This window comes from Mesorhizobium kamtschaticum (assembly GCF_056174585.1).
The window spans coordinates 3,171,302-3,197,434 of record NZ_CM149691.1 but is presented as its reverse complement, the minus strand read 5'-3'; the positions used below and the strand labels follow the sequence as shown (position 1 = coordinate 3,197,434).

At 63.4% G+C, this 26,133-nt stretch carries 23 protein-coding genes; 10 read left to right on the top strand and 13 right to left on the bottom strand.

The genetic code is table 11. The features are described 5' to 3' along the window. Positions 1 to 4 precede the first annotated feature (4 nt). The 3 genes from AC0V7N_RS15575 to AC0V7N_RS15565 are packed head-to-tail and all read left to right on the top strand — an operon-like array spanning position 5 to position 3,746. A complete protein-coding gene (locus AC0V7N_RS15575) occupies positions 5 to 1,621 on the top strand; it encodes a GMC family oxidoreductase (protein WP_475458939.1) in 1,617 nt (538 codons plus the stop codon). Continuing rightward, positions 1,618 to 2,832, top strand: coding sequence for a mandelate racemase/muconate lactonizing enzyme family protein (locus AC0V7N_RS15570; RefSeq protein ID WP_475458937.1), 1,215 nt, complete (start codon positions 1,618 to 1,620; stop codon positions 2,830 to 2,832). Before AC0V7N_RS15575 ends, AC0V7N_RS15570 begins: the two co-directional genes overlap by 4 nt. Then, positions 2,829 to 3,746, top strand: a complete 918-nt coding sequence (locus AC0V7N_RS15565) for an NAD(P)-dependent oxidoreductase (protein ID WP_475458934.1) — start codon at positions 2,829 to 2,831, stop codon at positions 3,744 to 3,746. The genes AC0V7N_RS15570 and AC0V7N_RS15565 overlap by 4 nt, the downstream gene beginning before the upstream one ends. A 93-nt stretch (positions 3,747 to 3,839) precedes the next feature. On the opposite strand, the gene AC0V7N_RS15560 is transcribed toward AC0V7N_RS15565, so the two are convergent. Beyond that, a complete protein-coding gene (locus AC0V7N_RS15560) occupies positions 3,840 to 4,778 on the bottom strand; it encodes a diacylglycerol/lipid kinase family protein (protein WP_475460347.1) in 939 nt (312 codons plus the stop codon). A 901-nt stretch (positions 4,779 to 5,679) separates the two neighbouring features. On the opposite strand from AC0V7N_RS15560, the gene AC0V7N_RS15555 reads away from it, so the two are divergent. From AC0V7N_RS15555 to AC0V7N_RS15545, 3 genes are all read left to right on the top strand, one after another. Next, on the top strand, positions 5,680 to 6,114 hold the full coding sequence (locus AC0V7N_RS15555; protein WP_475458932.1) for a hypothetical protein: 435 nt from the start codon (positions 5,680 to 5,682) through the stop codon (positions 6,112 to 6,114). A gap of 6 nt (positions 6,115 to 6,120) precedes the next feature. Next, positions 6,121 to 7,251 (top strand): hypothetical protein, encoded by a 1,131-nt coding sequence (locus AC0V7N_RS15550; protein WP_475458930.1) that lies wholly within the window; start codon positions 6,121 to 6,123, stop codon positions 7,249 to 7,251. Positions 7,252 to 7,415: 164 nt separating this feature from the next. Further along, complete coding sequence (locus tag AC0V7N_RS15545) at positions 7,416 to 7,937, top strand: hypothetical protein (RefSeq protein ID WP_475458927.1); 522 nt, start codon at positions 7,416 to 7,418, stop codon at positions 7,935 to 7,937. Between the two features lie 3 nt (positions 7,938 to 7,940). Here the strand turns inward: AC0V7N_RS15545 and AC0V7N_RS15540 are convergent, their stop codons facing one another. The 3 genes from AC0V7N_RS15540 to AC0V7N_RS15530 all read right to left on the bottom strand — a co-directional run bounded on the left by AC0V7N_RS15540 (position 7,941) and on the right by AC0V7N_RS15530 (position 10,652). After that, positions 7,941 to 8,564, bottom strand: a complete 624-nt coding sequence (locus tag AC0V7N_RS15540; RefSeq protein WP_475458925.1) for a hypothetical protein — start codon at positions 8,562 to 8,564, stop codon at positions 7,941 to 7,943. Positions 8,565 to 8,579: 15 nt separating this feature from the next. Next, on the bottom strand, positions 8,580 to 10,202 hold the full coding sequence (locus AC0V7N_RS15535) for an FAD-binding protein (protein WP_475458922.1): 1,623 nt from the start codon (positions 10,200 to 10,202) through the stop codon (positions 8,580 to 8,582). A gap of 207 nt (positions 10,203 to 10,409) precedes the next feature. After that, entirely contained in the window at positions 10,410 to 10,652 is a 243-nt protein-coding gene (locus AC0V7N_RS15530; RefSeq protein ID WP_027030598.1) for a DUF1344 domain-containing protein, read from the bottom strand. Positions 10,653 to 10,888: 236 nt separating this feature from the next. Between AC0V7N_RS15530 and AC0V7N_RS15525 the strand changes: the two genes are divergently transcribed. Beyond that, positions 10,889 to 11,062, top strand: coding sequence for a hypothetical protein (locus AC0V7N_RS15525; RefSeq protein WP_496627942.1), 174 nt, complete (start codon positions 10,889 to 10,891; stop codon positions 11,060 to 11,062). Here AC0V7N_RS15525 and AC0V7N_RS15520 read toward each other — a convergent pair. The 5 genes from AC0V7N_RS15520 to AC0V7N_RS15500 all read right to left on the bottom strand — a co-directional run bounded on the left by AC0V7N_RS15520 (position 11,046) and on the right by AC0V7N_RS15500 (position 15,418). Further along, entirely contained in the window at positions 11,046 to 11,864 is an 819-nt protein-coding gene (locus tag AC0V7N_RS15520) for an IS3 family transposase (RefSeq protein ID WP_475460345.1), read from the bottom strand. The two genes, AC0V7N_RS15525 and AC0V7N_RS15520, sit on opposite strands and share 17 nt — an antisense overlap. Then, entirely contained in the window at positions 11,843 to 12,193 is a 351-nt protein-coding gene (locus AC0V7N_RS15515; RefSeq protein WP_475450480.1) for a transposase, read from the bottom strand. Before AC0V7N_RS15515 ends, AC0V7N_RS15520 begins: the two co-directional genes overlap by 22 nt. 171 nt (positions 12,194 to 12,364) lie before the next feature. Further along, positions 12,365 to 13,134 (bottom strand): IS5 family transposase gene (locus tag AC0V7N_RS15510; protein ID WP_475451259.1). Its coding sequence is split into 2 segments (ribosomal slippage): positions 12,365 to 12,817 and positions 12,820 to 13,134, totalling 768 coding nucleotides; the frame shifts between segments, so codons are not numbered across the junction. A 73-nt stretch (positions 13,135 to 13,207) separates the two neighbouring features. Further along, positions 13,208 to 14,182, bottom strand: a complete 975-nt coding sequence (locus AC0V7N_RS15505) for a hypothetical protein (RefSeq protein ID WP_496627941.1) — start codon at positions 14,180 to 14,182, stop codon at positions 13,208 to 13,210. Between the two features lie 168 nt (positions 14,183 to 14,350). Next, the gene (locus AC0V7N_RS15500; RefSeq protein WP_496627940.1) at positions 14,351 to 15,418 is read right to left on the bottom strand and encodes a CapA family protein; all 1,068 of its coding nucleotides are present in this window, start codon (positions 15,416 to 15,418) and stop codon (positions 14,351 to 14,353) included. Between the two features lie 162 nt (positions 15,419 to 15,580). Here AC0V7N_RS15500 and AC0V7N_RS15495 point away from each other — a divergent pair, with 162 nt between their 5' ends. After that, positions 15,581 to 16,837, top strand: coding sequence for a hypothetical protein (locus tag AC0V7N_RS15495; RefSeq protein WP_475458914.1), 1,257 nt, complete (start codon positions 15,581 to 15,583; stop codon positions 16,835 to 16,837). Between the two features lie 285 nt (positions 16,838 to 17,122). Here AC0V7N_RS15495 and AC0V7N_RS15490 read toward each other — a convergent pair whose 3' ends face one another. Beyond that, on the bottom strand, positions 17,123 to 18,337 hold the full coding sequence (locus AC0V7N_RS15490) for a clavaminate synthase family protein (protein WP_475458912.1): 1,215 nt from the start codon (positions 18,335 to 18,337) through the stop codon (positions 17,123 to 17,125). A gap of 100 nt (positions 18,338 to 18,437) precedes the next feature. Here AC0V7N_RS15490 and AC0V7N_RS15485 point away from each other — a divergent pair, with 100 nt between their 5' ends. After that, on the top strand, positions 18,438 to 19,367 hold the full coding sequence (locus AC0V7N_RS15485) for a LysR substrate-binding domain-containing protein (RefSeq protein WP_475458909.1): 930 nt from the start codon (positions 18,438 to 18,440) through the stop codon (positions 19,365 to 19,367). A gap of 14 nt (positions 19,368 to 19,381) precedes the next feature. Here the strand turns inward: AC0V7N_RS15485 and AC0V7N_RS15480 are convergent, their stop codons facing one another. Genes AC0V7N_RS15480 through AC0V7N_RS15470 form a run of 3 tightly spaced genes read right to left on the bottom strand, consistent with a single transcriptional unit; the run spans position 19,382 to position 23,896 of the window. Then, entirely contained in the window at positions 19,382 to 20,317 is a 936-nt protein-coding gene (locus AC0V7N_RS15480; protein WP_475458907.1) for a hypothetical protein, read from the bottom strand. Further along, the gene (locus tag AC0V7N_RS15475) at positions 20,317 to 23,004 is read right to left on the bottom strand and encodes a spermidine synthase family protein (RefSeq protein WP_475458905.1); all 2,688 of its coding nucleotides are present in this window, start codon (positions 23,002 to 23,004) and stop codon (positions 20,317 to 20,319) included. The genes AC0V7N_RS15480 and AC0V7N_RS15475 overlap by 1 nt, the downstream gene beginning before the upstream one ends. 22 nt (positions 23,005 to 23,026) lie before the next feature. Next, entirely contained in the window at positions 23,027 to 23,896 is an 870-nt protein-coding gene (locus AC0V7N_RS15470) for a protein-L-isoaspartate O-methyltransferase family protein (protein ID WP_475458902.1), read from the bottom strand. 516 nt (positions 23,897 to 24,412) lie between these two features. Here AC0V7N_RS15470 and AC0V7N_RS15465 point away from each other — a divergent pair. Then, a complete protein-coding gene (locus AC0V7N_RS15465) occupies positions 24,413 to 26,023 on the top strand; it encodes a DUF2778 domain-containing protein (RefSeq protein ID WP_475458900.1) in 1,611 nt (536 codons plus the stop codon). Positions 26,024 to 26,133: the final 110 nt, after the last annotated feature.

Here is a 26,133-nt window from a genome sequence, read left to right as displayed (position 1 = left end):
CATCATGCAGACTTATGACTTCATCATCGTCGGCTCCGGCTCGGCCGGCTCGGTGCTTGCCGACAAACTGTCGGCCTCGGGTCGTTTTTCCGTGCTGGTGCTGGAAGCCGGCGGCACCGACCGGCGCTTCTACGTGCAGATGCCGCTCGGCTACGGCAAGACGTTCTTCGACCCGGCGGTGAACTGGAACTACAAGGCCGAGCCGGATCCGGGTCTCGGCGGCAATGCCGACCACTGGCCGCGCGGCAAGCTGCTTGGCGGCTCGAGCTCGATCAACGCCATGGTCTGGATCAGGGGCGCGCGTGAGGATTTCGACGCCTGGGCGGCTGCCGGCAATCCCGGCTGGAGCTATGATGATCTTTTGCCCGCCTTCAAGGCACTCGAGGACAATGAGGCCGGCGCCGACAAATGGCGCGGCACCGGTGGCCCGCTGCATGTCACCGACTGTTCAAACGCCGTCCATGCGCTGACCAAGCGTTATCTTGCCGCCGGCCAGCAGGCCGGCCTGCCGCTCAATCCGGATTTCAACGGCGCTGCCCAGGAAGGCGTCGGCATTTACCAGATCTCGACCAAAAACGGCCGCCGCATGTCGGCGGCGCGCGCTTTCCTGCGTCCGGCGATGAAACGCGCCAATGTCCGCGTCGAGACAAATGCGCTGGCGACCCGGGTGGTGTTCGAAGGCAAGCGCGCCGTCGGCGTCGAGTATCTGCAGAACGGCGAGACGAAGACGGCGCGTGCCGGCCGCGAGGTCATCCTGTCGGGTGGTTCGATCAACTCGCCGCAATTGCTGCAATTGTCCGGCATCGGCCCGTCGGCGCTGCTTGGCGGTCTCGGCATCCCTGTCGTCCATGCCAACGAGAATGTCGGCGCCAACCTGCAGGACCATGTCGGCATCAACTACACCTTCAAGGGTAAGGTGCCGACGCTCAACCAGACCCTGCGTCCCTGGTGGGGCAAGCTGCTGGTTGGCATGCAATACATCCTGACGCGGTCGGGCCCGCTCTCGCTGTCGATGAACAATGCCGGCGGCTTTTTCCGTACCGACCCCACGGCGACGCGCCCCAACATGCAGCTCTATTTCCAGGCCTTCTCGACCGTGATCCCGAAGAGTGGCGAGCGGCCGATCCTGACCCCCGACCCGTGGCCAGGCTTCTCCATCGGCCTGTCCAACTGCCGCCCGTCGAGCCGCGGCGAAATCATGATCCGCTCCAGCAACCCGCGCGATTATCCAAAAATCGTCGCCAACGCCTATTCGACCAATACCGATGTCGAGGAGATGCTGGCGGCGGTGAAATTCGTGCGCAAGATCGCCTCGATGCCGGCGATGGCGGAAATCATCAGGGAAGAGGTCCTGCCCGGCCCGTCGATCAAGTCGGACGCCGATCTGATCACCGATTTCAGGAAACGCTCCGGCACCGTCTATCACCCGGTCTCGACCTGCCGCATGGGGCCTGATCCCCAGCGCTCCGTCGTCGATCCGCGCCTCAAGGTGCACGGGCTTGACGGCTTGCGCGTCATCGACGCTTCGATCTTTCCCGACAACATCACCGGCAACACCAACGCCGCCTCGATCATGACCGGGTGGAAGGGCGCCGAACTGGTTCTGGAGGACCAAAAATGAAGATCACCGACGTCAAGACCTGGGTTGTCGGCAACCCGCCGCCCGGCATCGGCGGCAAGTATTTCATCTTCGTCAAGCTGACCACCGATGGCGGCGTGGCCGGCTATGGCGAGGCCTACAACGCCACCTTCTCCGCCCACATCACGGCCAAGCTGGTCGAGGACATGGCCGAGCGCTATCTGATCGGCCACGATCCGCACGACATCGAGAACTTCTTCCGTCGCGCCTATTCCTCCGGCTTCACCCAGCGCCCCGACGTGACCGGCATGGGCTGTTTCTCGGCGCTCGAAATGGCCTGCTGGGACATTGTCGGCAAGGAAGCCAACAAGCCGGTCTACAAATTGCTCGGCGGTCAGGTGCACGAGACGCTGCGCTCCTATACCTATCTCTATCCGCACACCGGCAGTGTCCATTCCGAGGACGCGCCGGACGGCAGGAACGTCTACAACGATCCCGAATTGGCGGCGGCCTGCGCGCTCGAATATGTCGAGCAGGGTTTCAATGCGGTCAAGCTCGACCCGGCCGGTCCCTACACCGCCTTTGACGGCCACCAGCCGCGCCTCGTCGACATCGATGTCGCCACCCGCATGATCAAGGCGATCCGCGAGGCGGTCGGCACCCGCGCCGACATATTGTTCGGCACGCACGGCCAGTTCACCGCGTCGGGCGCACTGCGCATGGCTCGCGCCATCGAGCCCTATGATCCCTTGTGGTTCGAGGAGCCGGTGCCGCCCGACATGCCCGAAGTGATGGCGCAGGTGGCGCGAGGCACATCGATCCCGATCGCCACCGGCGAGCGGCTGACGACCAAGTTCGAATTCGCCCGCGTCATCGAAAACCGTGCCGCGACCATCCTGCAGCCCGATCTCGGCCGCTCCGGCGGCATCCTCGAAACCAAGAAGATCGCCGCGATGGCCGAGGCCTACCACATCCAGATCGCGCCGCATTGCTATTGCGGGCCGATCGTCGGTGCCGCCAACATCCAGTTGGCGGTGACGCTGCCCAATTTCCTGATCCTGGAATCGCTGAAGCAGTGGGACGGCTTCCACGCCACGCTGCTCAAGAAGAAGATCGAGTGGCAGGACGGCAACGTCATCCCGTCGAAGGAGCCAGGGCTGGGCGTCGAACTCAACGAGGCGGTCTGTGACGCGCATCCCTATACCGGCAAGGACCTGCATTTGCAGATGATGCAGACGCCGCTGATGCCGTGAGCGAAAGCTACGCCTTCATCGGCCTCGGCCATCTCGGCGGCAACCTTGCCGCCAGCCTGGTCCGCAACGGCTTTGCGGTCACTGTGTTCGACCGCGACCCCACTGCGGTCGAGCGCGTCGTTGCACTCGGCGCCACCGCCGCCAATAGCCCTGTCGAGGCGGCCGCGCGCGCGGACAATGCGATCTCTTGCCTGCCCTCGCCCAAGGTGAGCGAGGCAGTGCTGGCCGGCCCGGGCGGGTTGCTTGAAGGCCTGCCCAAGGGCGGCACCTGGATCGAGATGTCGACCAATGGCCGCGACGAGATCGTGCGGCTTGCCGCCCTCGCTTCGGCAAAGGGCGTCGAGACATTGGAATGCCCGGTCACCGGCGGCGTGCATCTGGCGGCAGCGGGAAAAATCACCGCGCTGGTCGGCGGCGATGCCGCGCTCTACGAACGCCATCGCGCGGCCATCGAAGCAATGTGCGCACGCTCCTTCCTGATGGGTCCGATCGGCTCGGCGGCGGTGATCAAGGTGATCACCAACATGCTGGCCTTCATCCATCTCGTCGCCGCCGGCGAGGCGCTGATGCTGGCCAAGCAGGGTGGGCTCGACCTCGCCCAATCCTATCACGCCATCGTTGCCTCCTCAGGCAACAGCTTCGTCCACGAGACCGAAAGCCAGCTCGTCCTCAACGGCTCCTACGATATCGGCTTCACCATGGACCTGGCGTTGAAGGACCTCGGCTTCGCGCTGGGCATGGGCAAGGATTTCGGCGTGCCGCTCGATCTCGCCACGCGAGTCAACGCGATTTTTGAGCAAGGCAAGGAAGCCTATGGCGGTGGCGCCTGGTCGACCCAGATCGTCAAGCTGCTTGAGGATGCCGCCGGTACCGACCTGCGCGCGCCCGGTTTTCCGGCCAAGCTGGAAATCTGACCCGCGACCAGAAAACCAAGCAATTTCATATGCTTGAATAGATAGCCGGATTCAGTTTCGAAAAGACTTGAATCAATCTGGCAACGCCTTGATTCAATATCTGAGCGTCAGCGCACCGGGCAGGATCTCGAAGGTCGCCGGTATGCGGCCGGGCGACTCGCCATCTATGTCGACCAGCGCGCCGTTCTTTTCCACATCACCCAGCGGTTCGACAACCACTTTCTTGCCGCGCAATATGGTGATGGCCGGATGGTTGCGGTGCCGTCCGCCATAGAGCAAGCGGATGTCCCAGATCAGCTTCAGCTTGCCCGCCGCGCGCAGGATGACGATGTCGAATTCTCCGTCGGTTAGTTCGGCATCGGGCGCGATCATCATGCCGCCGCCGAAGAATTTGCCGTTGGCCACCGCCACCAGCGCCATGCGCGCCTCGACCGGTGTGCCATCGTCGACTGTGATCCGTACGTCCTGAAAGCGATAGCGGATGAACTCGACGACGGTGCGCCACAGGAACAGCACCTTGGCCGACATCTTGCCCTTGCGCTTGTCGGCATTGACCGCGCGGTCCGTCGCACCTGAGAGGCCAAGGCTGGCGATGTTGATGAAGTGACGGCTGGCCAAAGCGCCATGGTCGTCGATGTAGCAGATGCGTCCGGCATCGACCTTGCGCCCCTTCGCCTCGGCGATCCGCTTCAGCGTCGCATCCACGTCTTTCGGCAGGCCGAGCCCGCGCGCGAAATCGATGCCGGTGCCGCAGGGCAGCAGGCCAAGCTCGGTCGTCTTGCCGCTCTCCTCGGACGCCTGTAGCAGCCCATCGGCCACCTCGCTCGCCGTGCCGTCGCCGCCGGCGGCGATCACCAGGTCGAAACCGCTGGCGGCAAGGTCGATTGCCAGGCGTTCGGCATCGCCCTCGGCTTGCGTCTCGCGCAGCTCGAAATCGCCGAAGTGCTTTTTCAGCGAGGCGGCGACTTCAGGCCAATGCCGTTTCAGACGGCCGCCACCGGCAATCGGATTGAGAACCACCCCGACTTTCAAATACTCGCCCTCCCCGGCGCCGCGCATGCAACGTTCGATCCTTTGCCGGCATTGAAACCCCTGCCCGGCGGCGGAGCAAGGGGCGCTTGCGGATCGTGCGCGAAAAAGGCGGGCAGGCTGTCTAAGGCAACCGGCGCCGGAATTTCGGGACACTTGGCAAACAGTCCCCGATAATCCCGCTATCCACAGGCCCAGGGCCATTCCCCAAGACCCTTACCCGGCGTAAGTTCAACCCATCTCAGGCGGCTACCGATCATCAAGCCGAAAGGCGAAGTGAAAGGCGGATTTCCTGAGGCCCGTACGGCCCGAAGCGAGAGCAGGCTTGCCTGTTCGAGGGACGGAAGCCGAGACCTACGGGGCCGCGGAAAGCGTGCCAACGCCGACGGCGGACCGATGCTGCCATGAAGGACGGCAAAAACCTTCGATGGCCGCAGGGCAAAGCCCGCAAGGGTGGAGACCGGCGAGGTCCCGAACGGACGCTGCTCTCGGGTGGCGGACTGGCAGGACCGTCAAAATCAAGGCCGGCATGGCGCGACGACTTTACGGAAGTTGCTGCCGCGACCGTGTCCTGATCTGACAGGGAGGCGCTGGGAGAAATCCCGGCGCCGACTGTCTTTTGTCCTCCTCAGGGTTCTTTCCCGGCAAAGTTGCGGGCACCGCTTCACCAGGCGCTAAAATCGGTTAGTATCGAGCACATAGAGTCCGTTCGATACGCGCTCAGAGACTGTTTCGAAAGTTGCTCTGGCGAGTCATATGGTGGTGGTTTCGAGAACCGGAGCGCAGCGCACATGAGTCCGTGAGCTCAGTTCTACTGCGACGCAGTAGAACGGGAAGCGCAGAAAACGCCATCAGATGGCCGCCGGAGTGACTTTCCAAGCAGTCTCTTGAAGGGGGGTACTTCATGACGCTGATCCAGAAGCTTGCCGTTGCCTATGCTTTCCTGTTCTTCGCCGTCGTCGCCATCGGCTACATTCCGGCGTTCAACGATGCCAACGGCAATCTGTTCGGCCTGTTCTCCTTGCAATGGTACGACGACCTGCTGCACGCCTTCTCCGGCCTCTGGGCGCTGGCCGCCGCCTTCATCTCGCATCGCCTGGCGGTGTTCTATTTCAAGCTGTTCGGCTCGGTCTATCTGTTCGACGGCGTGCTCGGGCTGGTCACCGGCTCCGGCTGCCTCGATGCCGGCATCTTCATCAACGGTTTCCGCTCCCTCAACGACATCGAATTCCCCGCCCGCTTCTTCGCCAACCTGCCGCACCTCGTCATCGGCGGCTTCGCCGTCTATGTCGGCTTCTGGCTGTCGAAGCGCATCTACGACCACTTCGCCACGGCCTGACCGGCCATGTTCCTGTTCCGTTGGCTGAAGCACCTCATCAAGACGATCCTCTGGCTGATCGTCATCATCATCCTCATCCCGGTCGTCGGGCTGGGCTACGGCTTCCTGACCACGCCGTCGCTCGACAAGACGCCGCTGCCCGGCATTGCCGACGGCGCGCCGCCCAAGGCGCTGGCCGACAAGGTCCGCGCCGAAATCCCAGGCTACCAGCGGCCGGAGGAATCGACCTTCCTCACCTATCCGGAATGGGCGATCGTCTATGCCGCGCGCGAATATGCCGGCTTCGTCGCCAAGAACCAGCCGAGCGGTTTTCCCTATTGGTCCTATGTCGGCCGCTTCTGGCAGGATTACGCCACGGTGATCCGCGCCAGTTCCCCTTACAAGTTCAACTATGCCAACCACCAGATGCTGGTCATCATCGGCACCAGCCACTCGATCGAGCACATCCTGCAATGGGCCTACGAGAACACGGCCGGCCGCATCACCGAGGCGACATCGGCCAAGCGCACCGCCGCCGACATTTATCAAGCCAAGGTGGCGGCCGACTACGCCGCCTTTCTCGACCAGGTGCCGTGGTACCAGTTCCCCTATGCCGAGAAACGCGCCGGCCTGTTTGCCGTGCAGCCCGCGCCAGGTGACAGCTCCGTCCGCACCAGCGAACGCAAGCTCGCCTTCGGTCTCGCCGACACCATCAAGCAGGGCTATGCCGACCTGATCAAAAAGGCGCTTGCCGCCACCTCCGATCCGGCCTTGCTCGACATCCATGTCTGGGCCAAGGGTCCGGTCGGCGAAGCCACCCGCAATGAGCCCGACACCTTGCTGGAACGCGACTACGGCGCTGAGGGCACCATCTTCGTCACCAAGCGCTATCAGGTCTTCACCGACATGATCCCACGGCTGATCGACAAGGGCGTCTCCTTCGTCGAGATCGGCGGCAATGATGAGATCATGGTCACCATGCTCTCGACCGACTCGATCGCCGTACCCGAAGGCATGCGCATCCTGTTCAGCTATCCGCTGCCGGCCGACCCATCGACGCGCCGCACCGGCATGGTCGTTGCCGTGCGCAAGCTGCATCTGGTGCTGCCGTCGCTGATGAAGGCCGGCGCAAAGCTCGAACACGTCTACGATTATTGAGGCCTTTCGGCCACGCCCGGCCAAGATCGGATGCCACGCCACGCTCATTCCACAATCGCGGCCAAATCCCGCCTTGTTCGCGCGCGATGGAGTGGTGCATGTTGCCTGAAGGCGCGACATGCACCTGAATGGGCTGCCGGGGGGCATCTCGAAGGGACAAGACCGTGATCAAGACCGCCCTTGTCGCCATGACCATTGTCGGCTGCGACTGCGACGCCAAGCTGTGCGAATATATCGGCGAGACGCCGGCCAAGTGGTCGACCATCGCCGAGTGCGAAGCCGCGATGAAGAGCCAGATCCTGCACCAGCGCAATTTCAACTATCCGCTGGTGTCCGGCATCTGCCGCACCAAGGGCTCGTCGTCGTCCTCGCACCTGGCCGCGATCGCATCCGGCCCGGAACTGAAGCCTGCCAGCAGGACCGTCCGGACGGAAAGCCCGTTGCCGCCGGAACTGAGCCATCGGCCGAGCGTCTCGGTCGGCACGCCGACGACGGCCGTCGAGGCGGACGCTGCCCGGCCCGTCGCCTATGAACAGGTGGTCGATGGCGGCACCGGCGTGCTCTATCGCACCAAGAACGGCTATGCCGTGGTCAAGACCGATCTTGGCCGCGCGGCCTCGGCGACCGCCGACGCGGCCAAACGCTCGGTGAACTGGCTGGCCGGCCTGGTGCCGACGGGGCTGTAGCACCTACATCTTGACCTTCAGGTTCTCCCAAAACTTGTCGATCAGCGGCTGTTCGGTGCCCAGGTCCTCGCTGCCGACGCGCGTGATGAACAGCAGGCCCTGATCGGCGAGGCCGTAGCCGACGATCTCGAAATATGCGGTGTCGGTGCGCGTCTTCACCTCGGCGCGGATGCCGGTCAGTTCCTTGCCGTCGGCGAGCTTGCGTGTCGTCGGCTGCTGCGTCACTTCGGCACCGGCCTGCACCGATTCCCGGGTCATCTCCTGCAGCATCAGCTGGTTGAGCGACACCGGGTTCATCTTGCCATATTCCTGCACGACGACGATCGTGCCGAGCGCCGATGCCATCAGATATTGCGTGATGTTTTCGCCGAGATCGGTCTTGGTCACCGAAGTGCCGCTCGGATGGACGAAGGAGAAACTGCCGCCGGAAAAGGTGGCGAAGTCGTTGCGCTCGAGCGTCACCTTGCTCTGCTTGCCGCCGGGCAACGTCACCGTTGTGCTCTCGCCGGGATCGATGTCGACGGCCACACCATCGATCGTCAATTTGAACGCCTTGAGGTCCTCGGCTCCGGCCGGTCCAGCGCACAGCGCGATAAGAGTGAGGGTTGCCGCCGATACCATCCGCATTGATTGTTCTCCTGCTTACGCAACCCCGCTCAGCGCCTTGATGGCACGGTAGAAGGTCGAGGAAAACAGTTCCGTCGGGTCATATTGCCGCTTCGATGCCAGGAAAGCCGGCAGCTCGGGATAGGACGCCAGCAACTCCCTGGCCGTGTAGTGCAGCTGGTAGGGCAGGAAGAAACGCCCGCCATGCTTGATCGTCACGTCGATCAGCGCCCGCGTCAGCACCCGCATCCTCGCATTGCCGTCGGCATCGGTCGGCTGATTGATGTAGAGCACCAGCGAATAGGCCGGCTCCGGCGCGTAGGTCAGCGCCACATCCTCTTTGTGGACGATGCGCACCGAGGCATTGAGCACCGGCAGCGACTGGTTGCGCAGGATCTCGCGCGCCTCGGTGATGAATGGATTATACGCACCGCGTGGAATAAAATATTCGTGCAGGATATCGGTTTCGTCCATCAGGTCGTTGAACAGATACGGCACCGAATCGTGCATCGGGTTGTTGCGGGTGACGAGACAGGCCTCGCCTTGCGCCATAGCTGCCGTGCGCGCCACCGTGCAGTTCTCGAATTTCGGCTCCAGCGTCTTTTCGGTGAACCACTTCAGCTCCTGGAACACGCTGCCCCATTTCGCCAGGTTGATGATCACCCGCTTCAGCCCGACCGAACCCGGTTCGCCGATGGCCGGCTGGTCGGCCGGCGGTTGCTCGGCCACCTTGTCGTAGCGGTAGACGATCATGTCCTCGAGGAAATTGCCCGGCGCCGTCGACAGGTGGCCGTAGAACAGGCCGATATCCCGGTTCGGCTCCAGCACCTCGGCAAAGAACTTTGGGAAATCGTCGGATTTGATGATTTCGCGCGAGGTGCGGTAGACGGCGTTGTCGACGATGTCGAGCGTCGCCTCCAGCACCACGCCGAACAGGCCGTAGCCGCCGACGACGTGGCGGAACAGCTCGGTGTTTTCGGCTGGCGAGCAGGTCGTCACCGACCCATCGGCCAGCATCACCCGCATCGAGCGGATCGAGCCGGCCACCGAACCCGCCTGATGGTCCATGCCATGCGCGTTGACCGACAGCGAGCCGCCGACGGAGAAGATGTCGGTCGACTGCATCGCCTTCACCGCGAAACGTGGATGCAGCATGTTCTGGATGTCGTGCCAGCGCGCGCCGGGCTGCAGCGTCATGGTCTTGACCGCCGCGTCGACGCTGACCTTGTTGAACTTCTTGAGGTCGAGCACCAGCGCATTGTCGTCGAAGGCATGCCCGCCCATCGAATGGCGGATGGCGGCCAGCGACACTTTCAGCCCGTTGGCGCGGGCGAAGGCCAGCGCCCTGGCGATATGGTCTTCCTCGCTGACTTCGATCACACCATAGACCGGCGTCCGCGACAGGGCGCTGGCATCGTTGATGTCGCCGCCTTTGGCCAACCAGGGCAGCGAAGGATCGAAGACGGGGACGTTCTCCAGCGGTTTCAGCGGCAGGGCGATGCCGTCAATATCGGCGATGCGGCCGGCATTCTTCGGCCCCGACGGACCGCGCGCCAGCCGTGCCATGGTGGTGCCGCCCCACAGCACCGCGCCGCCGACCACGGCCGCACCGAGCACCAGCCGGCGCGACAGGCGGAAGCCTTTCTGTTCGTCAGCCATGCAGATTCCCCGTTGGCCAAGGGATAGCGCGGCTCTTTGGCAAAAACCATAGGAGCGCTGTCGGGGCGGCGTTCCGTCACCCTGACCGCCTGGCGGTGAGAGACCAGGAGCATGAAAATGGCCGATCCCCGAAGGAACCGGCCAAGACTGGAGCAGCGTCTGAAAAGTCCGGTCAGCAGGTCCGCCGACGCATGACGCTGGCGACCTCTACGATGCCTTCTTGATCGACGTCACCATGCCGGTCTTGTCATCGACGGTCACAGCCACCTTGGCGCCGACCTTCAGTTTGCCGACATTCGCTTCCGGCGACAGCTGGTAGATCTTGCCGTCGTCGAGCGTGATCGACTTGGTCGTCGGATCGACCGCCTGGATGGTGCCCTGAACGGACGCGGCATAGGCCGTGCCGAGGAAGGCGAGCAGAGCGGCGGTGGTTACGAGGGTTCTTTTCATCGGATGCACTCCGTGCTGTTTCGGTTTTCCGGGCCGCCGCCTTGGGCAACGACAGCACCGAACGAGCCGACACTGGGCCGGAAAGCCTGCTGGCCGCAAATCACGTTGAGTGAATTTTCGCAAATGAAATCATAGGCTTAATTCTGACACATTGCTTGCGGGTCAACAGGGCTGGTGTCATCTCGCGCCGATCGCGTCAGCGAATTCCGCCATGAAAAGAGTCGGTTAGATGCCACATGACTGTCATCATGCCACTGCCGTATTTGCTGTCCGGCGGGATCACAAAAATGTTCCGGGAAATCGACAAGGACACGTTTTGTTTCGACGTCGGCCAGAGCAATTCCAGGAAAAGTGTGATCGGTTTATGGAGTGCGCCCCTCGGAGCGGACAGGATCAAGCGGCGGTTTTGACCATCTTCCGGGCGTGTTGGTCTTCGAACTGTTGCGGGCTGAGATAGCCGAGCGCTGAGTGCAATCGGCGGGTGTTGTAAACCTCATCAATGAAGCGGGGAAGGTCCTCAGCGACGTCGGTGAAGGTTTCATAGGCCATCGGATAGATGGCTTCGACCTTCATCGTCTTCATGAAGCTTTCCGCTTTGGCATTATCGTAGGGATTGCCGCGCCGACCCATCGATCCAATAAGATCGTGCTCGGCGAGAAGATTGCGATAGAGGAGCGCGGCATATTGCGCGCCTCGATCCGAGTGATGGACGCAGCCCGGCGGCGGCTTTCGCCGTTCGATTGCCGCCTTCAATGCTGCAACGGTCAAGCGCGCGTCGATCGACCGGCCGATGGCGTAACCAACGACCTTGCGGGACCAGGCATCCAAGATGACCGCGACGTAGACGAAGCCTGCCGCAATCGCCACGTAGGTTATGTCGCTTACCCAAAGCCGGTTCGGGCCATGGAGTGTCACGTCCTTCGCCAGGTTCGGGAAGATCGGCAATTCATGATTGCTGTCCGTGGTGGCGATGAAGCGTCGCCTGATCCTGGGCTGCAGATCATGCTCGCGCATCAATCGTCTGACCTTCTTGTGGTTCACGACAATGCCGCTCTGCCGCAGCGCCGCCTGCATGCGGCGATAGCCGTAGGCTTCGAAGCTGTCGGAGATCTCACCCATCGTCTCGACGAGCGCTGTGTCATCCACGGCGGTTTCGGGCTGATCGTAGTAGGTTGATCGCGCGATCCCCATCAGCCGGCATCCTTCAGCGATGCAGACACCGCGGGGCCGGTGATCACGGATGTAGGTCCGCTTCTGGGACGTGGTGCGCTTTTCAGAGCCCCCTTTAGAAACTCGATTTCCAAGGCTTGCCGGCCTACCAGCCGCTCCAGCGCGGCGATCCGAGCTTCATAGGTCTGCATCGTCTCGGCCGCCGCTACATCCTCGTCGAAGGCGCCGGCCTCGTATTTCTGGACCCAGATACGGATCAGGTTACGCGCTAGTTCGTGCCGCCTGGCCAGACCATGAAGCGTCTCGCCGGAGAGGAACTCTTGCACTACCTGACGTTTGAACTCGATGCTGTGCGCGCGATGTGCAGTCATGGCTTCCATCCTTCGAAAGCCCGGCTTCCAAGTCAATTCTGCTTAGTCAATCTGTCCGCTCCGAGGGGCGCACTCCATTTCTCGGGAAAAGCGCAGAGCGCTTTCCCTTGGGAATTGCGTGAAAACAAAGGCCTAGAGCAGTTCACCGTTTCCGTGAAACGGTGAACTGCTCTAGGCCATAGACTCATTAAATCGGCACCAGATACGAAAAGAAGCGAGTTTGACGCTTGCAAGGAAGTTATCGTCGCGCTTGTCGTATCGTGTGGCAACGGCTCGGAAGTGCTTGAGTTTGTTGAAGAAGCGTTCGACGAGGTTTCGAAAGCGATATAGCCACGGGCTGAATGCGGGGATATTTTTGCGGTTCGGCATCGGCTTGATGTTAGCCCAAGCGCCGCGTTGCTTGAGGCTGGCGCGCAATTCGTCTGCGTCATAGGCGCGGTCAGCAAGCAGAATTTGGCCGTCGCCCAAACCGCCCAACATCTCCCGGGCGCTGCGGCCGTCATGGGCTTGTCCCTCGGTCAGCTTGAGGGCGATCGGTAGTCCCTCGGCGTCAACGAGCGCATGGATCTTGGTCGTCAGGCCGCCCCGCGAGCGACCCACGCAACGGGATCGGCCATCTTTTTTTGGGCGTTTGCACCATGCTGATGGACGCGGATCGAGGACGAGTCGATCATTTGGATGTCCCCATCGTAAGCCTTTGAAACGGCATCCAGAAGCCGGTCCCAGACACCCGCTCGACGCCATCGGTTGAAGCGGTTGACGCAGGTCGTGTGCGGCCCGTAGCGTGCCGGGATGTCTGCCCATGGCGCTCCAGTCCGAAGCCGCCAGAAGATGCCGTTCAAAACCCGCCGATCATCAACCCGCGCTACCCCGCGCACCTTGTTTGGCAACAACGGTTCGATAGTCGACCACTCGAAATCCGTCAGATCAAAACGTGCCATATCAAACCTCCTCAACTACGAAGGTTGAATCATTCATCGCACGTTTTGGGAATCCCCTTTATGGGTCTATGACCTAGCCCCCGTCCTTCGCGCCGATCTTGCGCACCAGCGCCGCGGTCGCCAGCATGGCGCCCATGTCCGAGATCATCGGCGCGACATGCCTGGTGTAGTCGAGCGGCACCGAAATCTCGGGCAGTTCGAAGAAATTCTTCGCCTGCGGCAACAGCAGGAAACCGTCGCCGCCATTGAGCGCGACGCGGGCGGGATCGTCGGGCCAGGTTTCGCCCAGCCATTTCAGCGCCTGCGCCAGCCGGCCCATCACCAGCGGCCGCGCCGCCTCGACATTGTCGGTGCGGAATTCATAGGCCGCATCGAGTTCGGGCACGCCGGATGACAGCTCCTGCATTTTGCTGGCGAACATGCCGCGGAAGAAGCCCATGACCGCATTGGTGCGCCGTGTCGCCACCAGGATCCCCGGGAACGGCTCGATGGCCTCGAAAGCGACGATGACGCCTTTGAAGGTTGTCGCCTTGGTCTTGGTCGACGCCCCATCCCAAAGGTCCGCTTCGTAGAGTTCGAACGCAAACCCGTCGTAGCGTCCCGATATGATATCGTCGAAGCGGCTCATGCTGGCGCCACCGACCGTCTCGCGCGGCAACCGGTCGAAGGAATTCGGCGTCACCTCATGCTGGTAGCGCATATTCCCGATGAAGCCGAAGATGATCGGCATCAGCGTCTCGCGAAACGATTGCCGCAGCCGCGTTGCCGGCCGGATCGCCCGGAAATAGAGCAGGATCGCCGTCACGAAACCGATGATGTAGAGAAACACGTGCGGCGTCGAAAACCATTGCTCATTGGGGTCGGCGACCTTGTTGAACAGCCAGGCGATCAGCGCCACGGCCACCAGCACCAAGCCAACGAAAAGCGGCGTCCGCCAGCGCACCTGCCGCAGCGTCGAAGCCCTCGCCGCTTCGTAGGCTTCGATACCCTTCCGGATGGCTGCGATGTCGTTCTCATCAGGCATGAAATCCGCTGTTTCCACCGCCATCTCTCCGCCGCCAGCACGCCTGCATGATAGCTGCTTTTGTGAGGGCCGCCAGACGGACGGCGCTTCTTCCTTCCCCCCTTGTGGGGGAAGGTGGATCGGCGCGCTAGCGCCGAGCCGGATGAGGGGTGTTCCAGCGGAGTGAGACGCTGGTGTTCCCTGGAACACCCCTCATCCGGCCGCTTCGCGGCCACCTTCTCCCACAAGGGGAGAAGGGAAAACCGCTCTCAGCCGCCCCTCGACCTTGTCGCGCATTCGGCTCTCCAACCCTGCCACCGGCACCAACCGTTCATGATCCCCGTCCCGCAGCCGCACGAACGGATGCAACCGGTAAGACGCAGCCACTCCGCGCGTCCCTGCATCGGCGCTGACATCGACAACGAAAATCCCGCCAATGCGCCCCGGCCATGGCTGTCGGGCAAGGGCAGTGCCCAAAAAATCGCCGAGCCCATAGGCGACCATCGTGCCGCCGATCCGCTCCACCGGCTGGACGACATGGGCGTGATGACCGGCGATGAGCCCGACGCCCTGCCCGACCAGGCGCCTGGCCAGCGCGCGCGTCCCGGCGCGCGGAAAATGCCGGAACTCCCAGTCCCAATGCGGCACGGCGCAGAGAAGGTCGAAATGATCGCGCGGCCAGCCTGTCGGGTTGCTATCCATCGACACACGCCCGGCAAACAGGTCCTCATCCGCATTGCGCCACAGCGTGAAGGCCGCGAAGCCGACATCCAGCGGCCCGACTTTGACCGGCTGCACCGGGCCGTCCGCGGCGAGGCCAATGGTGCGGATGCCAAGCCGCTTCAGCGCCACCAACGTCTCCTCGAAACCGGCGACGCCCTGGTCGAGCACATGATTGTTGGCCAGCGACAGCACCAGTTTTTCGCGCGCAAGGCCGACCGCGGCGAGCGCCTCGGCCAGGAACCGCTCGCTCATCGCGTGGTGCGTGCCCAGCTTCGTTCCGAGCACCGCGCTCGGTCTGTCCACGACAGGGCTTTCGCAATTGCCGATCACCAGATCAGCAGTGCCGAGCAGCGCCTTGATCGCCGGATCGCAATCCGGCGCACGGCGGTTGGCCACCGCCGAGATGTCGCCGATGAAGGCCAGCCGCGCCGTCTTTCTCGGCGGTGGCACCATCAACGTCCCCCCCATCGGCGCAAGCCCGTTGCCGTCACCGCCAAGCGACGGCTTCAGGAAACGCGGCAGCCAGGACAGTTTGTAGGAAAGCGGATAGTTCGACACGCAATGCCCAATCGTTTGCCTTGTTTAGACTGTCTAGTGGGTGGGTTGAAGCCGTCGGCAATCAACGATGTGGACAGCGCGTCGCCGCTGACAGGCGCGATGCCTCAAATAGCCTCAAATCTGTGTATGATTGTCGGCGACAAATGCTTGGGAGGGGAAAAGATGACACGAATAGCAAGCCTGCTGGCATCCGCTTTCATTGTGCTTATGCCACTGTCTTCCGCCAGTGCCGCCATGCCCGAAGCGGCAACCGCTCTGTTCGAGGCGAAGACCGTGGCCGCGCGCGACAGCGCCCTGTCGACGCTGGAGGCCGCGGCGCCGAAAGATCCGGCCTCCGCCTACGCCGCCGGCGCCGGTGAATTCTTCACAGCACTTGAGCTGCTGGCCAGCGGCCTGCACCACCATGGTTTCGAGAGCCCGCAATCCTTCATGCTGCCGCTGATGCAGCTGCCGGTACCGGCCAATCCCAACCCCGAGCCGCTGACCTATGAAGAGTTCCGCGCCATAGTGGTCGCCTTCCGCGACCGGCTGGCGAAATCCGCCGCCACGCTTGGTTCGGTGCCCGCCGATGCCGATATCGGCATGGTCATCGATCTCACCCATGTCGGCATCGACCTCAACGAGGACGGCACGATCGCGCCGGATGAAAGCATGGCGGCGATCATGGCCGCGCTGTCGCGCGGCAGCATCTCGCAGGGCGATAGCGCACCCGCGCTCACCTTCCGCTTCGACCGCGCCGACGGCTACTGGTTGCAAGGCTATGCCGAGTTCCTGATGGCGCAGGCCGATTTCTGGCTGGCGCATGATTTCAGGAACACTTTCGACGGCTCGTTCCACATGCTGTTCCCGCGCGCAAAATTGCCGCTGCAGGACATTCTGGTGCCGCCGCCAAGCGAGATGGGCAGCAACATCTTCTCCTCGGAATGGCGCATCGCCGATTTCATCTCGATGGTGCATCTCATCAACTGGCCGGTGGTCGAGCCGGAGCGTCGCAAGGCGGCGCGCCAGGAATTGCTCGAAATGATCCGGCTGTCGCGCGAGGACTGGAAGGCGATCCGCGCCGAGACCGACAATGACCGCGAATGGCTGCCCGGCCCGCAGCAGAAGGGCGCGAACCCGCTGACCGGCCTCGAAGTCGGCGAGGAACAGGTCCAGGCCTGGCTTGCCACTCTGACCATGGCCGAGGACCTGCTCGAAGGCCGCGTGCTGCTGCCGCATTTCCGCATCACCGGTAAGGGCATCAACATGAAGCGCTTCTTCAATGAGCCGAAGACCTTCGACCTGGTACTGTCGATCACCGGCCCTGGCATCGCGCCCTATCTCGAAAGCGGCAAGATTCTGACCAGCGAGGACTTCGACCAGATCCAGCGCGAGTTTGGGGGTGGTGGGTTTTTGACGTTTGCGCTGTGGTTTAACTGAGGCCGCGCCATCGTCATCCTGGGGCGTAGCAAGGAGCGAAGCGACGCGGCGCAGACCCAGGATCCATGCCGTGACATCAAAGCGCTGCTGCGGTACAGATTCTGTTGTGCTGCGCCGATCACAGGGTATTAATTCTGAACCGCGGCATTCTTCGGCTGATGTCGCGGCATGGATCCCAGGGTCTCCGCGACGGAGCTTCGCTCCTGCTTCGCCCTAGGATGACGAAGTTGGTTAGGCTTCGGCCAAATTCCAGCGTATGCGCTAGTAGCGAATGACGGATAGATTCTAGAAAATAGCTCCTTGGTATAAGACTGCTTCCGCCTCCTCCGGCGCAAACCGTCTGGCCAGCGAACGAAACGCACTGTGAACGCCGTCGCGGTCGATGTTGCAGCTTCTGAGATGACGGACGGCTAGCGTCGGGTCGAAGGCGCTGCGGCCATGCAGGACACGCTGGTTGTCGAAGACCAGCACCTCGCCCGGCTGCAGCTGGTGCTGGAACTGGTTTTGCGGATCGCAGATCAGCCGCGTCAGTTCGGCCAGCGCCTCGATCAGCCCGTCGATCCGGTCCAGAGGCGCCCATTGCGGCGCCAGGCACCGGTCATTGTAGCGGATTCCGGTGACCGCCCCCGCCGCATCGAGGCTGATGACATGCGCCTCGGCGCTGAAGAAGACCTCGCCTTCATGCTCGCGGTGGAAGGTGACGTCATGCCGCGTCAGAAGATCGAACAGTTCCGGCGTGCGCGTCCGCATCAGCTCGGCGACATGAAAACCGTCGACCATCAGCGAGGTGCCGCCGCTGCCCGCCCCCGTGCGGATGGCGTGGAAGAAGATGAAGCCCGGCGGCGCATAACGGAACGGCTCGTCCGTGTGCGGGATCTGCGCCCGCGCCGTCTCGCCCGCCACCCGCGCATCCGGCCGCGAGATCAGGTCGAACACCTTGCCGTAGCTGGTTTCGCGGATCGGCCCGTAGCGGCCGGCAACCCGCGCTGTGGCTTCCGTCTCGGCCGGAACGCCGGTCAGCATGGCGATGCCGTGATCCCTAAGCGCCCTGAGCGACTGGAACAGCGCTTCGTCATCCGCGACCACTGCATCGAAAGCGAAGCGGCCGAGCCGTGCGGCGAGGTCGCTGTGCCACAGCTGCGGCTGGAAACGGACTGGGCCTGAGCCGCCGACATGGCCGGCGAGCAAAGCCGCGTCGTAATGCGAGACGTGCCCATCCTGCCAGACGGCGGTGACCTGCCCAGGCGTGGAAACGTCAAAACTCTCGGCATGGATGGCCTTGTCGACATCAGCCGGCGTCAGCCATCTCTTGCCCGACGCGGTGTCGCCGCATTGCTCGCATTCGCAGGCCAGCCGCAGCCAGCGCGTCGAGAGTTTTGCCGAGCGGCCGTCCGCCAGTTCGACAGCGACGCGTGCGCCTTCGGCGCGCATGGCGCGGATCGGCACCGCTTGTAAGGCAGCGTCTCTTGGCTGGCTTGCATGCTTTGGTGTGTCGAGCATCTGGCATCTCCTGCGGTTGAATTTCTTCGACCAGCCTAGGCAGGAGAAAACCCATGTTCAAACGAGTTCCCTTCCCCAGGTTTTGAGGTAAATTCAAAACATGACAACGCTGAGGGATCTGCCGTTATCAGGTTTACGGGCGCTGGTGGCTACCGCAAGGGCCGGCAGCCTGACGCGCGCCGCCGAGGAATTGGGCGTGACGCCCGGCGCCATCGGCCATCAGATCCGGCAGTTGGAAGAGCGGCTCTGCGTCAAACTGGTGAGGCGCGAAGGCAATGGCATTGTGCTGACCCGCGCCGCCGAGGCCGCCTTGCCCGACATAGACCGCGGCTTCGACGCGCTTGCCTCGGGCATGCGCCGGCTGCGCTTCGAACGGCGGGCCGAGACCTTCACCATCTCGGCCGATCCCTCCTTCGCCTCGTTGTGGCTGGCGCCGCGCCTTGCGATGGTGCGGCCAGCCCTGGGACGACTCGAGGTCCGCATTGTCGCTTCCATCGGGCTCGATGCCATGGCGGAGGAAGGCGTCGACCTCGCCATCAGCTACCGCAAGGGATCGGCATCGGACATCGCGGCACTCGACCTCTTCACCGAGCGGGTCATTCCGGCCTGCGCGCCGGCGCTGGTCGAGGGGTATGCCGGGCCAAACTTAGCCGAGGTGGTGGACAGGATGCCGCTGCTGCACATCGACCCGATGATGGGCGACGATGTCTACCCAGCATGGCTGGACTGGTTCACCGCGGCGGCGCGGCAAAGGAAGGACATCGACCAGGGTCCGCGCTTCGGGTTGACCATCGTCGCGGCGCAAGCGGCGATCGCCGGCATGGGCGCGTTGCTGGCCAGCGAACTGGTGTTGCGTCGCCATCTCGACGCCGGCCATCTCGTCGAGATCGCCCGCGACGTACCGGCCCTGACCATCAAGCGCCGCATCGTCTGGCCCGAGCACGGCCCGAAGGCGCGCCGCGCCGCAGCGGTGGCGGCGGCACTCATGGCGGCGGCCGGAACCGGCATCGATGGCGCCCTGCCCGCTTGAAATGCCACCCAGGTCTAGCGTGCGAATCCGTGCAGCCGCGCGAGCAACCACTGCAGCGGATTGCCGACGAACGCCCGGGTGACGAACGTATCGTGGGCGGCATCCGACGCGAGGAAGGCAACGGTGCCGGCTTCGAGGCGGCGCGGTGGATCGGAACTGGGCGCGATGCCCTGGCCCGCCAGCAACTGCCTGATCTCGGCATTGCCGGAGGCCGAGGATTTGCCATAGGCGCTGACGAAGAAACTCTTCCGGTGCTGCGCGACCCAGCTGGCGAAAATGTCGGCTTCGTCGAAGACGGCGTCGAGCAGGATGACGCCGAGCAGGCGTCCGCTGATGTCACCGTTTTTGAGAATAGAGGCTGCAGGGTTGTAGCCGCCGCTATAGGCGACCAACACAACCGGCATGGCGTCGAATTTTGCCACCTTGGCGCCGGTCAGCCTGGCCAGGCCTTGCGCCGCCTCGGTCATAAACTCGGCAAAATAGCCCGGCGTCCAGAAATTGCCGGCGCTGGAATCCTGCGCATTGCTGGCAAATTGCGGCGCCACCAGCAAGGCATTGAGGCCGGAGGCCTCGACCTGCGCGACGACGCGCTGGCGGCCGACCACGTCGCGCTGCAAGGTGGCGCCATTGCCGTGGAAGAACACGACGATGACCGCCGGCTTGGCCGGATCAAACCCTTTCGGCACCGCCAGCAGCGTCGAGCGGTCGGAATAGGTCTCATCTTCCCAATAAATGCCGCCGCGCGGCGAGGTGTGGCCACGCCTTCCGCCCGCCGCCGTCACGTCGAGAAATGGTGCGGAGCCATCGGGCAGCTTGCCCCGATAGGGAAACGGCGATGCCTTGAACGGCACGATGGTCGAGATCGCCTTGCGCAAGCGCGCCCCTTGGCTTGCCACCGGGAACACCGCCGTGGCCAGCAATCCGGCAACGATGGCGCGCCGGTCCGGCATCAGGCTGATACCAGCCGCACGGCCGGCGCCTTCGACGGCAACAGCACGGCAAAGAAGGCCGGAATGGCGATGAGATAGGCGATCGCCGACCATTGCAGCACGGCGCTCAGCCCAAAGCTGGTGGCGACGATCGGAACCGCGGCCGAGCCGATGACGGAGAAGCAGCCATTGATGCCCCAGGCCCAGACGAACAGATGCTCCTTGCCGAGCCGCGCCAGCCAGGTCATGGCGGTGGCCATCGGCATGCCCATCAGGAAGGCCGGCGGCGACACCAACAGGAAGCAGAGCAGCAGGCGGACGGCATAGGGATAGGCGCCGATCCAGTCGAGCACCGGCGACAGATAAAAGCCATAGGCGAGCAGCAGCACGCACACCGCCAGCAGCACGAGAGGCAGCAGCGTCCTGGCGCGGTCGAAGATGCGTTCGGCAAACAGGCTGCCGAGGCCGGAAAACACCAGCATCGACGAAATCAGCACCGAGGCCGACACGGTCGGATTGGCGAGCGCCACGGTGAAGCGGCTGATCAGCCCGACCTCGACCATGATGTAGCCGAGGCCGAGACAGGCGAAATAGAGGATGGTGCCGAGCTTGCCGCGCGAGCGCGAGAACACGATGCGCCAGCCGAAAAGGACCGGCAGCAGCACCAGCGATGCCGCAGTGATGCAGGCGATGCCGAGTGTCGCCCAGATCAGGAGATAGCCCCAGTCGTCCTGGAACAGGTCGAGCCGGTCGAGCGTGCGCGGCAGGTCGGTAACCTTCACATAGGCGGCGAAATAGGGCTGGTCGTTGCTCAGCGCCCGCGCGTCGAAGACATAATCGCTGGCGAGCTTCTCCCAGCCGCCGGTCAAAAGCGCGTGCCAGGTCATGCGCTGCAGCGCTGTCGCCGGGAGCACGGCCGGGCCGGCATCGCCGCCGGCGCCCGCACAGGCATCGAGCGTCGGATCGGCGGGTGCCGTCGGGTCGCAATCGGGGTTAACTGGCGCGGTCGGATCGGCGGCGGGCTGCGTCAGCGTCGCATCCTGTCCGCTGCCGAAGATCGAGGCGCGGTAATCATCGAGCACCTTTTGCGCGCCCGAACCGTCATAAACCATTCCCGGATAATAGACTTCTTCCCAGGACATCGACTTGGTGTAGTCGCGCAGCGTCTTGATTTCGGCCTCGCTGAAGCCGCCGCGCTTGAACAGCACAGTCGTCGTCGACAGATAGCTCGATACGGCGAAGATGTCGTTGGCGGCGCCTTGCGGGTCGAAGGTTTTCGCCGCCTCGGCGATGGTCGAATAGAGCTTCAGCACCGATTTCGGCGGCTCTTCCTTGTTCCACAGGGTCACCGACAGCACGCCGCCATCGGCAAGCGCATGCATGTAGCTCAGCATCGCCTCATGCGTGTAGGCATACTTCTCCGAGATGGCGAAGCCGCCGGGATTGGACAGGCCGACGCTGTCGGCAAGACTGAGATCGATGACGTCGTAGCGTTCCGTCGTGTTGGCGAGGAACAGACGCCCGTCATAGTCGATGACCTTGAGCCGCGGCTCGGCCAGGATGTCGCCGGTGACATCCCTAAGGATCGGATCGCGGAACGCCCGCAGCGTCATCGGGTTGCTCTCGGCGACGGTCACCGAGGTCGAACCGGCATTGAGCGCGGCCTGCGTGGAGATGCCGCCGCCGAACTGCACGACGAATGTCTTGGGCTTGTCCTTGATGACATAGGGGTAGTGCATCGGCAGATAGCGGAAATAGACCTGCTCGGCCGGCGCCAGATTGCGCATGATGCCTTCCGGCCCGTCGCCGTCGCGGTACATGCCGACATAGGTGTTGGCCGGCACCTCGGGCATGCCGAAAGCGGCGTTGTCGCTCAAGCCCGGCGCGAAATGCATGTAGGAGCTGGCATATACCTGCAAATCGCCGAACGGCGAGACGCTGCGGTAAATGCGCTTGCCGTCCGGAAAGTTGCGGGCATAGGCGACGCCCTTGTACTGCGACACGGCGATGTCTGGGATGCCGAGCAGGCCGGGCAGCATGAGGTAGCCGGCGATCGACAGCGCCGCCACGACAACCCCTGCGACAACGCTTTTCCACGCACCGAACGCGAAGAACCACAGCAGCGAGCCGGCGGCCCAGAGCAGCAGCGGCACGACGATGATGGTTTCCGGCGAAAACAGATAGAGCGACACCAGCACGACGAGGCCGGCCAGCCCCGAGCCGGTGAGATCGGCGAAATAGACGCGGCCGAAGGCGGTGCGGCTTTTCAGGAAGACGATGCCGAGAAAGAACGCGCCGGCCAGGAACGGCAGGAGATAGAGCAGGAAATTGGCCAGCAGCCGCCATTTCTGCGCTGGGTCGGAGACCAGGAAGATGGCGTTGAACGGCACCGTCTGGGCAACGAGGTTGGCGCCGACGGCGAGCGGGCCGATCAGCAGCAGCGCCGCCGTGGCCGCGCCTTGCCAGTGGCGGTCGAACCAGCCCTTGCCGGCGAAGATGACGACGCTGGACAGCGAAAAGCCGAGCATGGCGAGGCTGACCACCAGCGAGCCGAAATGCGACCAGCTGCCGACCGCGAACACCCGCATGACCGCGATCTGCAGCGCGATGATGGCGCCGGCGATCAGCCCGACGGCAAGATAGTGCGCGAGCCGCGGCGCCTCCAGCGAGGCGATGCTTGGTCGAGAGGTCGATACGACAGCCGTCATTCAGGCCCCTTGATGCGGCAATTCAACCGTTATGCGTGCCGACGATCTGGTCGCCTTCCAGCTTGGTGAACGGCACGAACGGCACCACCTTGCCATTGTAGATATCCGAGCGGACGATGTTGAACGTGCCGTCGGCGAGCTGCTGCTTGATCACCTTGAGCACGTGCTGGGCGCCCGGTGGTCCGACCGGAATGACCATGACGCCATTGGGCTTGAGCTGCTGCAGCAGCGAGGGCGGGATGTGGTCGATGCCGCAGGTGACGATGATCTTGTCGAACGGGCCGACGCTTTCCCAGCCATAATAGCCGTCGGCGTTGCGGCTGGTGACCGAGCCGAACACGCTGTAGCCGCGATCGATCAGCGCGTCGTAGGTGCGGCGCGTGCGCTGCGCCAGCGGATTGATGATCTCGATCGTGTGCACCTTGTCGGTGAGGTTGGCGAGATAGGCCGACTGGTAGCCCGAACCGGTGCCGACCTCGAGCACGGCTTCGCCGAATTGCAGGTCAATGGCCGTCGTCATGCGCCCGACCAGATGCGGGCCGGAAATGGTCACGCCATAGCCGATGTCGAGGAAGGCATGGTCGTAGGCGCGCCCAAGATTCTGCGGCAGAACGAATTCTTCCCGTGGCGTCGAAAGGAAGGCGCGCTTGTTGCGGTCGTCCAGCACGTCCTTGTTGTAGACCATGATCTGGAAGCGATCGAATCGCTCGGCCAAAAACTTCGGATCCTCGCCCCGATTGGCCACCATCCAGTCGATGAACGATTTTTTGTCGTTGAACGGCACTTCGGCGTTGCGGTCATAGGCTACCGGCAAGGCAGCCCTGACGGTGGCCGGAAGAATGGAGAACGCCGCCGCAGCCGCCGACAGCGTCAAGAAATCCCGACGCTTCATGGAAAAGCCTCCAAAAGTGGCCTTTGCCACCCCAAAACCAAGCACTTCAACGGGATTGCACCGCCTCCCAAAACGAGTCAATGGCCCTCGGGAGGCGGGCGTCCGGGCCGGAAAAATGTTGCAAACGGGCAACAGTTTTTGCGATGCCATCGGCTTTTTCAGCATCGTGTAGTGGCGCGCCGCATTGCCGCAGGGCTCGCTGGAGCGCCTTTGTCTTAAATTAGCAAGGGCCGTTTTGCTTGACTCGGCCGTCAAAAACAGGCAGCAAACTTGCCTCGGAAGGGCTGAAATACCGCGTGCATGATCGTGGACGAGCCTTTTTTGGCACAAAGTCCACGTCTCTCGGTTGGTTTTGAGAGGGATTGGTTAACCAACTTTGTCCATATTTTGAAGCAATCGGCAACCAACGACAGGCGCGGCAAACGCGTCGGGGACCACCTGGGATCACTCGCAGAATGGTCGTCGCGGCTGACAAGGCCACGTACGGGGAAAACCGATTGGAGCAAGATTGGTTGCATGGCGTTGTCGAGTAAACAAAAAATAATCTGGGACCAACGCGAGGGCGGCGAGTTCGTCGATGCGCAGCGTGCCCTTTCCTTCAATCCGAAACGGATCGTCCGCTGGGTCGCGGTACCCGGTGCGAGCGCCGCCGTCGGCCTCTGGCTGATCGGCACCATGGCTGGCCTCAGTTCCGTCGGCGCCTCGCTGTCGGCGACGTCGGGCGGCGGCCTGCCGCAGACGCTGGCCATGCCGGGCTCGCTGGCGATGGCCGATCCGCTGAAACAGCATTTCCTCAGATCCTCGGCACCGTTCGTGCTGGCCAATGCTCATGGCGGCGCGCAGGCGCTGCACGACCATGCCGTGCAATGCGGCGCCAGCTGCTTCAAGCTGGCCAGTGTGAGCCCGCTGGCGGAAAAATCCGCGCGCCTCGTGGCACATGCGAAACCGGAACAGCCAATCCTAGAGTCGAAGGCGCAGGAGCGCTTCGAACGCATGGAAGCGTCGCTGTCGCCGACCAAGCTTGCCGCCGCTTTTGCGGTCGCCGGCAAGCCTGTTGCCACGGCCGACGCCCGCCCGGTGATTTCCAGCGTCGGCGCACAGATTACCGAAGCGTCGCTGGTGCCGTCTGCACAGGTCATGGCCAGCCTGTCGGACGACACGCCGGCTCCTGCTGCGGAACGCTTCGCCCGTGCCGATACCGTGGTCCAGGACGCGCCGGCGCCGAGCGGCTTTGCCCAGTCGCAGACGCCTGACAATTCGCAGCTGGCGTTGGCTCTCGTCGAGTCGATGCCGGTCGAGGACGAGGCCTTCGCCTCGCCGCTGCCGATGACCGAATCCTCGGCCGATGTCGCGGTCGCGCCTGTCGAGACCCAGCAGCAACAGCCCGGCGATGCCGCCTCGCTGCCGGATGCGCTGACCGACGACGTGCCGCTGCCGACCCGCCGCCCGCAATATGACGCGCCGCAACCCAAGGCCGTGGAGCAGGACAAGCCGGCTCCGCAGCCCAAGATTGCTCAGCCCAAGATCGCCCAGCAGAAGCCGGCGCCACAGGCAAAGCCGGTCCAGCAAGCCAGGCAGCCGACCCGGCAAGGCCGCGATGGCGGCGATGTGCTGGCCTATGCCAAGCCGGACACGCCTTCGGGTGGCCTTGGCCAGGCGTTCAGGAACCTGTTCAACGGACCGAACCCCGGAAGCGGCGCCGGCCACGGCGTCGCCGTCTATGACATCAGCGCCAAGACCGTCTACATGCCGGACGGCCAGCGGCTCGAGGCGCATTCGGGCCTCGGCGCCATGGTCGACCAGCCGCGCTATGTCCATGTGAAGGATCGTGGTCCGACGCCGCCCAACACGTACAATCTGTCGCTGCGTGAATCGCGCTTCCATGGCGTCGAGGCCCTGCGCCTGACTCCGGTCGGTGGCGGTAACAAGTACAACCGCAACGGCCTGCTTGCCCACACCTACATGCTGCGCGGCGGCCGCGCCGAGTCCAATGGCTGCGTCGTCTTCCGCGACTACGCCCGCTTCCTCGCCGCCTTCAAGAAGGGCAAGGTCACCCGCCTCGTCGTGGTGCCGCGCCTGAATGGATCGCCTACCCAGGTAGCGACTGACAACGCACGCGGCGCCTGACCGCAGGCAGGCATCCCCTGGCACCTGACTTCCTCCTGACAGCCTTCTGTCAGGAGCCGCATCCGGGCATGCGCCTCGCCGCATCCCGCTCTTTCCATTTTGGCCAAGAC

Coding starts and splice junctions, on each gene's coding strand:
- AC0V7N_RS15550 (WP_475458930.1), top strand. CDS start 6,121: ATGTTCCTGTTCCGTTGGCTGAAGCACCTCATCAAGACGATCCTCTGG.
- AC0V7N_RS15485 (WP_475458909.1), top strand. CDS start 18,438: ATGACAACGCTGAGGGATCTGCCGTTATCAGGTTTACGGGCGCTGGTG.
- AC0V7N_RS15575 (WP_475458939.1), top strand. CDS start 5: ATGCAGACTTATGACTTCATCATCGTCGGCTCCGGCTCGGCCGGCTCG.
- AC0V7N_RS15475 (WP_475458905.1), bottom strand. CDS start 23,004: ATGACGGCTGTCGTATCGACCTCTCGACCAAGCATCGCCTCGCTGGAG.
- AC0V7N_RS15530 (WP_027030598.1), bottom strand. CDS start 10,652: ATGAAAAGAACCCTCGTAACCACCGCCGCTCTGCTCGCCTTCCTCGGC.
- AC0V7N_RS15535 (WP_475458922.1), bottom strand. CDS start 10,202: ATGGCTGACGAACAGAAAGGCTTCCGCCTGTCGCGCCGGCTGGTGCTC.
- AC0V7N_RS15505 (WP_496627941.1), bottom strand. CDS start 14,182: ATGGCGGTGGAAACAGCGGATTTCATGCCTGATGAGAACGACATCGCA.
- AC0V7N_RS15480 (WP_475458907.1), bottom strand. CDS start 20,317: ATGCCGGACCGGCGCGCCATCGTTGCCGGATTGCTGGCCACGGCGGTG.
- AC0V7N_RS15470 (WP_475458902.1), bottom strand. CDS start 23,896: ATGAAGCGTCGGGATTTCTTGACGCTGTCGGCGGCTGCGGCGGCGTTC.
- AC0V7N_RS15490 (WP_475458912.1), bottom strand. CDS start 18,337: ATGCTCGACACACCAAAGCATGCAAGCCAGCCAAGAGACGCTGCCTTA.
- AC0V7N_RS15555 (WP_475458932.1), top strand. CDS start 5,680: ATGACGCTGATCCAGAAGCTTGCCGTTGCCTATGCTTTCCTGTTCTTC.
- AC0V7N_RS15540 (WP_475458925.1), bottom strand. CDS start 8,564: ATGCGGATGGTATCGGCGGCAACCCTCACTCTTATCGCGCTGTGCGCT.
- AC0V7N_RS15515 (WP_475450480.1), bottom strand. CDS start 12,193: ATGACTGCACATCGCGCGCACAGCATCGAGTTCAAACGTCAGGTAGTG.
- AC0V7N_RS15495 (WP_475458914.1), top strand. CDS start 15,581: ATGACACGAATAGCAAGCCTGCTGGCATCCGCTTTCATTGTGCTTATG.
- AC0V7N_RS15525 (WP_496627942.1), top strand. CDS start 10,889: ATGACTGTCATCATGCCACTGCCGTATTTGCTGTCCGGCGGGATCACA.
- AC0V7N_RS15465 (WP_475458900.1), top strand. CDS start 24,413: ATGGCGTTGTCGAGTAAACAAAAAATAATCTGGGACCAACGCGAGGGC.
- AC0V7N_RS15570 (WP_475458937.1), top strand. CDS start 1,618: ATGAAGATCACCGACGTCAAGACCTGGGTTGTCGGCAACCCGCCGCCC.